This window comes from Streptomyces sp. CB02980, assembly GCF_014451325.2.
Lineage (GTDB): Bacteria > Actinomycetota > Actinomycetes > Streptomycetales > Streptomycetaceae > Streptomyces.
This window is the reverse complement of sequence record NZ_JACSCH020000046.1, coordinates 1-7,326: the sequence shown is the minus strand read 5'-3', so window position 1 is coordinate 7,326 and position 7,326 is coordinate 1. Positions and strand designations below refer to the sequence as shown.

The 7,326-nt window shown below is 74.1% G+C and carries 2 protein-coding genes; both read right to left on the bottom strand.

The window, feature by feature from the left end; translation table 11 throughout:
• Window positions 1-1,778: type I polyketide synthase (locus E0F75_RS39600; RefSeq protein WP_229315895.1), on the bottom strand; the 1,778-nt coding region annotated here is incomplete at its 3' end.
• A gap of 169 nt (window positions 1,779-1,947) precedes the next feature.
• Window positions 1,948-7,326: type I polyketide synthase (locus E0F75_RS39595; protein ID WP_229315894.1), on the bottom strand; the 5,379-nt coding region annotated here is incomplete at its 5' end.

Genomic DNA, 7,326 nt, shown 5'->3' with positions numbered 1-7,326 from the left:
TGGGCGAAGACGGGGGAGGAGTCGAGGAGTGCGACTGCCATCCCGACCCACTGCGACCCCTGCCCGGGGAACACGAAGACGGCTCGGGAAGGGGACACGCCGTTCTCACCGTCGACCTCGCGGGAGGCGAGCTCGTCGAGACCGGCGAGGAGCCCGTCCCTCCCCTCGGCGCCCGGGATCACGGCTCGGGACTCGAAGGCGGACCGCTTGGCGGCCAGGGAGAACGCCACATCGGCCGGGCTGAGCTCGGGCCGTGCCCGTACATACTCGGCCAGTCGGCCCGCGGCCTCGGCGAGCGCATCGGCCGAACGCGCCGACACCATCCACGGCAGACCGGCACCGGCCTCGGGACGCTCGGGCGCGTCCCCGGCGACCGGCTCGGCCGCCGGAGCCTCGGCCAGGATGACGTGGGCGTTGGTGCCGCTGATGCCGAAGGACGAGACACCGGCCCGCCGGGCCCGGTCCTCGACGGCGGGCCACGGGCGCGGCTCGGTCAGCACGTGCACGCCGCCGGACTCCCAGTCCACCAGCTCGCTGGGCTTGCTCACGTTCAGGGACGCGGGCAGCTCACCGTGCTGCAGGGCCATGACCATCTTGATGACGCCGCCGACGCCGGCGGCGGCCTGGGCGTGTCCGAGGTTGGACTTGAGGGAGCCCAGCATGAGGGGCTGACCGCCGTCACGCTCGCTGCCGTACGTGGCGAGGAGCGCCTGTGCCTCGATGGGGTCGCCGAGGACGGTGCCGGTGCCGTGGGCCTCGACCGCGTCGACTCCGGAGAACGAGACCCCGGCGTCCTGGACGGCGGCCCGGATGACCCGCTCCTGAGCGGGGCCGCTGGGCGCGGTGAGTCCGTTGGACGCGCCGTCCTGGTTGACGGCCGTCCCGGCGACCACGGCAAGGACCTCATGACCGAGCCGACGGGCGTCGGACAGCCGCTCGACGATGAGGACACCGACGCCCTCGGCCCACGCCGTACCGTCGGCGTCCGCGGAGAACGACTTGCAGCGGCCGTCCGCCGCGAGCCCCCGCTGACGCGAGAACTCGACGAAGATGCCGGGTGTCGACATGACCGTCACACCGCCCGCGAGGGCCAGCGAGCACTCGCCGGACCGTAAGGCCTGTACGGCGAGATGCAGCGCGACGAGGGAGGAGGAGCATGCCGTGTCGACCGTGAGCGCGGGGCCCTGCAGGCCCAGGGTGTAGGCCACCCGGCCCGAGGCCACGCTCGACGTCGTGCCCGTCAGACCGAACCCGGCGGAACCCGCCGCCGCCTCACCAAGGCGCGGACCGTACTCCTGGGCGATCGCGCCCAGGAACACGCCCGTCGACGTGCCGTGCAGCGTTCCGGGGGCGATTCCCGCCCGCTCCAGGGCCTCCCACGACACTTCGAGGAGCAGCCGCTGCTGCGGGTCCATCGCCAGCGCCTCGCGGGGAGCGATCCCGAAGAACGCGGGGTCGAACTCGGCGGCGCCGCTCAGGAATCCACCGTCGCGCACGTAGGACGTGCCGGAGTGGTCCGGGTCCGGGTGGTAGAGACCGTCGAGGTCCCAGCCGCGGTCGGTGGGGAGTCCGGAGATCACATCGCGCTGCTGGGCAACGACCTGCCACAGCGCCTCGGGCGAGTCCACCCCGCCCGGGAAACGGCACCCCATGCCGACGATCACGATCGGATCGTTGGTGCCGGCCTCCAGCTCACGGACCCGCTGACGGGACTGGTGGAGGTCGACGGTGAGGCGCTTGAGGTATTCGACGAGTTTGTCGTTGTCCGGTGTTGTCATGACGATGATGCCCCCGTAGGCGTCGTGAAGTTGTGCGTGTGCGCGGTCCGGGCACGGCACGCCCGTGGGATGTGCCCGGGCGTGCCGCGCGCGGCGAACAGGATGAGCGGACCGAGGTCCGGGTCCGTGCGGTGCGCGGGTGGAGTTGTGGTCGGAGTGGGGATCGGGGTCAGAGTTCGGAGTCGATGAACGCGAGGAGCTCGTCGACCGAGGCCGACTCGACCCGTGCGGCCAGATCCTTGTCGTCGGCCTGGGTCCGCTGAGCCGGTACGCGGGCCACCAGGGCCTGAAGTCGTTGGACGATCTCGTCCCTGACGTCGTCCCGGGTGTCGTCCGGCAGTGCGGCGAGCGCCGCTTCGAGGCCGTCGAGTTCGACCAGGCCGGGTACGGCCTGCGAGTCGCCGGAGGCGACGGACTCCGCCTCGGCCGGGGCCAGTTCGCTGTGCAGATGGGCCACGACCGCCAGCGGCGTGGGGTAGTTGAACAGGAAGGTCGCGGGCAGTCGCAGATCGGCGCTGGTCTGCAGCCTGTTGCGGAGTTCCACGAGCGTCAGCGAGTCGCAGCCCATGTCCTTGAAGGACCGGTCGGCGGGAATGCCGGACGCGGAGGATCGGCCGAGCACGGCGGCGGTCTGCACCCGGACGAGGTCGAGGAGCAGTTCCTCCCGCTCGGCCGGGGCCAGTGCGGCGAGCCGGTCGCGCAGGGTCGCGGTCGTCGGGGCCGCGGCGGTGGCCGCCGCCTGGGCCGGTCGCGGTGAGGCCGGCGCCAGATCCCGCAGCACGGTGGGCAGTTGGGTGCCCAGTGCGGCGAGGGTGGCACGGTCGAGCGGAGCGGGGACGAGCGCGGCGGTGTCCATGCGCAGTGCCGCGTCGAGCAGGGCCAGGCCCTCCGTCCGGTCGATGGGCGCGAGGCCGGTCCGGGCGAGCCGACCCCGGTCGGCTCCGGACAGGGACCCCGCCATTCCGGCGGCGCCCGGTCGTCCCGCGGTGTCCGCCCACATGCCCCAGGCCAGCGAGAGGGCGGGGAGGCGCTGTGCCCTGCGGTGCTGGGCCAGGGCGTCGAGGTAGGTGTTGGCCGCGGCGTAGTTGCCCTGGCCGGCACCACCGATGACGCCCATGACGGAGGAGAAGAGGACGAAGGCCGCGAGGTCGTGGTCCGCGGTCAGCTCGTGCAGATTGCGGGCCGCGGCGGCCTTGGGGGCGAGCACCGTGTCGAGGCGCTCCGGGGTGAGGGCGGTGATCACACCGTCGTCGAGCACCCCTGCCGCGTGGACGACGGCGGTCAGCCGTACGCCGGTGAGCAGCTGCGCGAGCGCGTCGCGGTCGGCGGTGTCACAGGCGGCGAGAGTCACCTGCGCGCCCAACTCGGTGAGCTCGGAAGCCAGTTCCCGGGCGTCCGGCGCGTCGGGACCCCGGCGGCTGACGAGGAGCAGACGGCGGGCGCCGTGCTCGGTGACCAGATGCCGCGAGACGAGCCCGCCGAGGGCGCCGGTGGCGCCGGTGACCAGGACCGTACCGTCCGGGTCGAGGGCCGCCGGCAGGGTGAGGACCACCTTGCCGATGTGGCGGGCCTGGCTGACGTGTCGGAACGCCTCCGGTGCCCGGCGTACGTCCCAGGTGCTCAGCGGCAGCGGAGTGAGCGCGCCCGAGGACAGCAACCGCAGCACGTCCGTGAGGAGTTCGGCGATCCGCTCCGTCGGCTCCTGGAGCAGATCGAAGAAGCCGTAGTTCACCCCGGGGTGGTCGGCCGCGACCTGTTCCGGGTCGCGCAGATCGGTCTTGCCCATCTCCACGAAGCGGCCGCCGTTCGGCAGCAGCCTCAGGGAGGCGTCGATGAACTCACCGGCGAGCGAGTTCAGTACGACGTGCATGCCACGGCCCTCGGTGGCGGCGCCGAACGCGGACTCGAAGTCCAGGGTGCGGGACGACGCCAGGTTCGCGCCTTCCAGGCCGAGGGAACGCAGGGCGTCCCACTTACCGGGGCCCGCCGTGCCGTACACCTCCGCCCCGAGATGCCGGGCCAGCTGGACGGCGGCCATCCCGACGCCGCCGGCGGCGGCGTGGATCAGGACGCGTTCGCCCGCGGTCAGGCCGGCCAGGTCGACCAGGGCGTGGTACGCGGTGAGGAACACGATGGGCGCGGACGCCGCCTGGGCGAAGGTCCAGTCGCCGGGCATCACGGCGACCCGCCGCTGATCGGCGACGACCACCGGGCCGAACGCCCCGGAGAACAGGCCCATGACCCGGTCGCCGACGTCGAGACCGGTGACACCGGGCCCGACCTCGGTGACCACACCGGCGCCTTCGAGGCCGAGCAGACCGGGGTCGCCGGGGTAGAGGCCGAGGGTGTTCAGGACGTCGCGGAAGTTGACGCCCGCGGCGCGCACGGCGATGCGTACCTCGCCGTCGGCCAGCGGGGCCAGGGCCTCCGGGCAGGGTTCGAGCGCCAGGTGGTCCAGGGTCCCGCGGTCACGGACCCCGAGCCGCCAGGCCGTGACTCCGGCCGGGGGAACCAGAGAACCGTCGCCCATCGCCCGGCCGAGCATCGGTACAAGCAACTCCTCGCCTCGTACGGCGAGTTGGTGCTCCGCACCGATGAGCGGCAGGGCGGTACGGCAATCGGCTGCCGACCCCACGTCGAGGAGCCCGATCCGTCCGGGGTTCTCGGTCTGCGCCGAGCGGGCCAGACCCCATACGGCGGCGAGGTCGGGGTCCACGTCGGCGTCCGCCGCCGTGGCCACGGCGGCCCGGGTGACGAGCACCAGCCGGGAGTCGGCGAGCCGGTCGTCGGTCAGCCACTTCTGGAGCAGGGCGAGCGCACGGTGCACGGCGGTCCGGGATCCGGCCCCCGACCCGTCGGCGCGCTCCACGGGACCGGTGACGTCACCGGAGTCCCCGAGGTCCGCGAGCGGCGCGAAGACCACCGCGGGGGCGGGAAGCCCCGCGTCGAGGGCCTCGCCCAGGGCCGTGAGATCGGCGTACAGCGCACCGACGCCCAGGTCGGCGGCGCCGAGCGCGGCGGCCGACGGCGACGGCTCCCGGTCCACCGTGGCCGGGATCCAGTCCAGCCGGTGGAGGGACCGCGGGACGGCCACCTCGTCGCTCACCGGGCGCAGGACCAGTTCCTCGACCTCGGCGACCACCGCGCGGGACTCGTCGAGCAGGGTCAGCGACACCGCGTCCGGCCCCGTGGTGGTGATGACCACGCGGGCGGTACGGGCGCCGGGCTGGCGGACGGTCACACCGTGCCAGGAGAAGGGCAGCAGGCGGCGGTTGCCGTCGTCCAGCGCCGTCATGACGATCGGGTGCAGGGCCGCGTCGAGCAGCGCCGGGTGCAGCCCGTACGAGGCGGCGTCGGTGACGGACGGCGGAAGGGCGACCTCGGCGACGAGGTCCGTGCCGTGCCGCCACGCGGCGCGCAGGCCCTGGAAGACGGGCCCGTAGGCGTATCCCGCGGTGGCCAGCTCGTCGTAGCAGCCGTCGACGGCCAGCGGCTCGGCCTCGGCGGAGGGCAGGCCCGTCGCGGTCGCGGGGGCTCCGTCGTGCGGGGCGAGGGCTCCGGTGGCGTGCAGGGTCCACGGCTCGACGGCGCCGTCCGGCGTCTCGGTGCGGGCGTGCACGGTCAGCGCCCGCTGTCCGTCGTCGCCGGATGCGGCCACGACGAGCTGCACCTCGGCGCGGCCCTCCTCGGGGATCACCAGCGGTGCGAGCAGGGTGAGTTCGGCGACCCGCGGCGTACCGGTCTGCGAGCCCGCGCGGGCGGCGAGTTCGAGGAAGGCGGTGCCGGGCAGCAGGACCGAACCGAGGACGGCGTGGTCGGCGAGCCAGGGGTGGGTACGGCGGCCGAGCCGGGCGGTCAGGACGACCTGCCCGGATTCGGCGAGTTCGACGGCGGGGCCGAGCAGCGGGTGACCGGCCGCTCCTTCGGTGCCGCGCGCGGTCAGCCAGTACCGCTCCCGCTGGAAGGCGTACGTGGGCAGTCCGGGCGTCGGTCCCGGGCCGAACACGGCGTCCCAGTCCGGGCCTCGGCCACGGACGTGCAGGGCGCCGAGCGCGGCGGCCAGGGTGCGGTGCTCGGACCTGCCGCGCCGCAGCACGGGGACGAACGCCAGCGCGTCGTCGTCGAGGCAGTCCTGGCCCAGCGCCGAAAGCACACCGTCCGGGCCGAGTTCGAGGAAGGTCCGCATCCCGAGGCCGTGGAGCGCCGCCAGACCGTCGGACATCCGCACTTCCCGGCGCACCTGCTGCACCCAGTAGTCGGCGGTGACGTCGACGGGTCCGCCGGTGACGGTGGACACCATGGCGATACGCGGCTCCGCGTACGCGACGCCCGCGGTCACGGCCGCGAAGGCGTCGAGCATCCCGTCCATGCGGTGCGAGTGGAAGGCGTGACTGACGACGAGCCGGCGCGTCTTGCGGCCGGAGGCGGCGAACGCCTCGGCGACCTGCTCGACGGCCTCGACGTCGCCGGAGACGACGACGGCCAGGGGGCCGTTGACGGCGGCGATGCTCACCTCGTGCTCGCGGCCTTCGAGGAGCGGGAGGACCTCCTCCTGCGACGCCTGGACGGCCAGCATCGCGCCACCGGCCGGCAGGGCCTGCATGAGCCGGCCGCGCGCGGCGACCAGGGCACAGGCGTCCGGCAGGGTGAGGATCCCGGCGACATGGGCGGCGGCGAACTCGCCGATGGAGTGGCCGAGCACGGCGTCCGGAGCCAGGCCCCGGTGCTCAAGGAGCCGGAACAGCGCCACCTGGAGGGCGAAGAGGGCGCACTGGGTGTTCTCGGTCCGGTTGAGCGCCTCGGCGTCGTCGAACATCACCTCGCGGATCGGCGGAGTACCGGGCACGGAGCTGCGGCAGGCGTCGAGTTCGGCGCACACCGCGTCGAGGGCGGCGGCGAAGACCGGCTCGCTCGCGTACAACTCACGGCCCATGCCGACGCGTTGGCTGCCCTGCCCGGTGAAGAGGTAGGCGAGACCGTCGTCGGGGCGTGCCGTGCCGAGCGTCAGCGCGGAGTGCGGCTCGCCGCGGCCGAGCGCGGCCAGCGCCGCGACGGCCTCGGAGCGGTCCTCGGCGGTGACGGCCGCGCGGTGATCGAGCGCGGTACGGGTGGTGGCCAGAGCGCGGCCGAGGTCACGGTCCGCCACCTCGTCGGAGGCGGTCAGGGCGTCGACGAGTGCGGTGGCCTGGGCGCGCAGCGCCGCGTCGGTACGGCCGGACAGCACCCAGAGGGGCGCGGCGTCGTCGTCCCCGGAGCCGGGCCCGGATGCGGCCGGCTCGGTCGCGGGGGCTTCGGCGAGGATGACGTGGGCGTTGGTGCCGCTGATGCCGAAGGACGAGACACCGGCGCGCCGGGCCCGGTCCTCGACGGCGGGCCACGGGCGGGCCTCGGTGAGGACCTCGACGCCGCCGGACTCCCAGTCGACGAGCGCGCTGGGCTCGCTCACGTTCAGGGACGCGGGCAGCTCTTCCTGCCGCAGGGCCATGACCATCTTGATGACGCCGCCGACACCGGCGGCGGCCTGGGCGTGTCCGAGGTTGGACTTGAG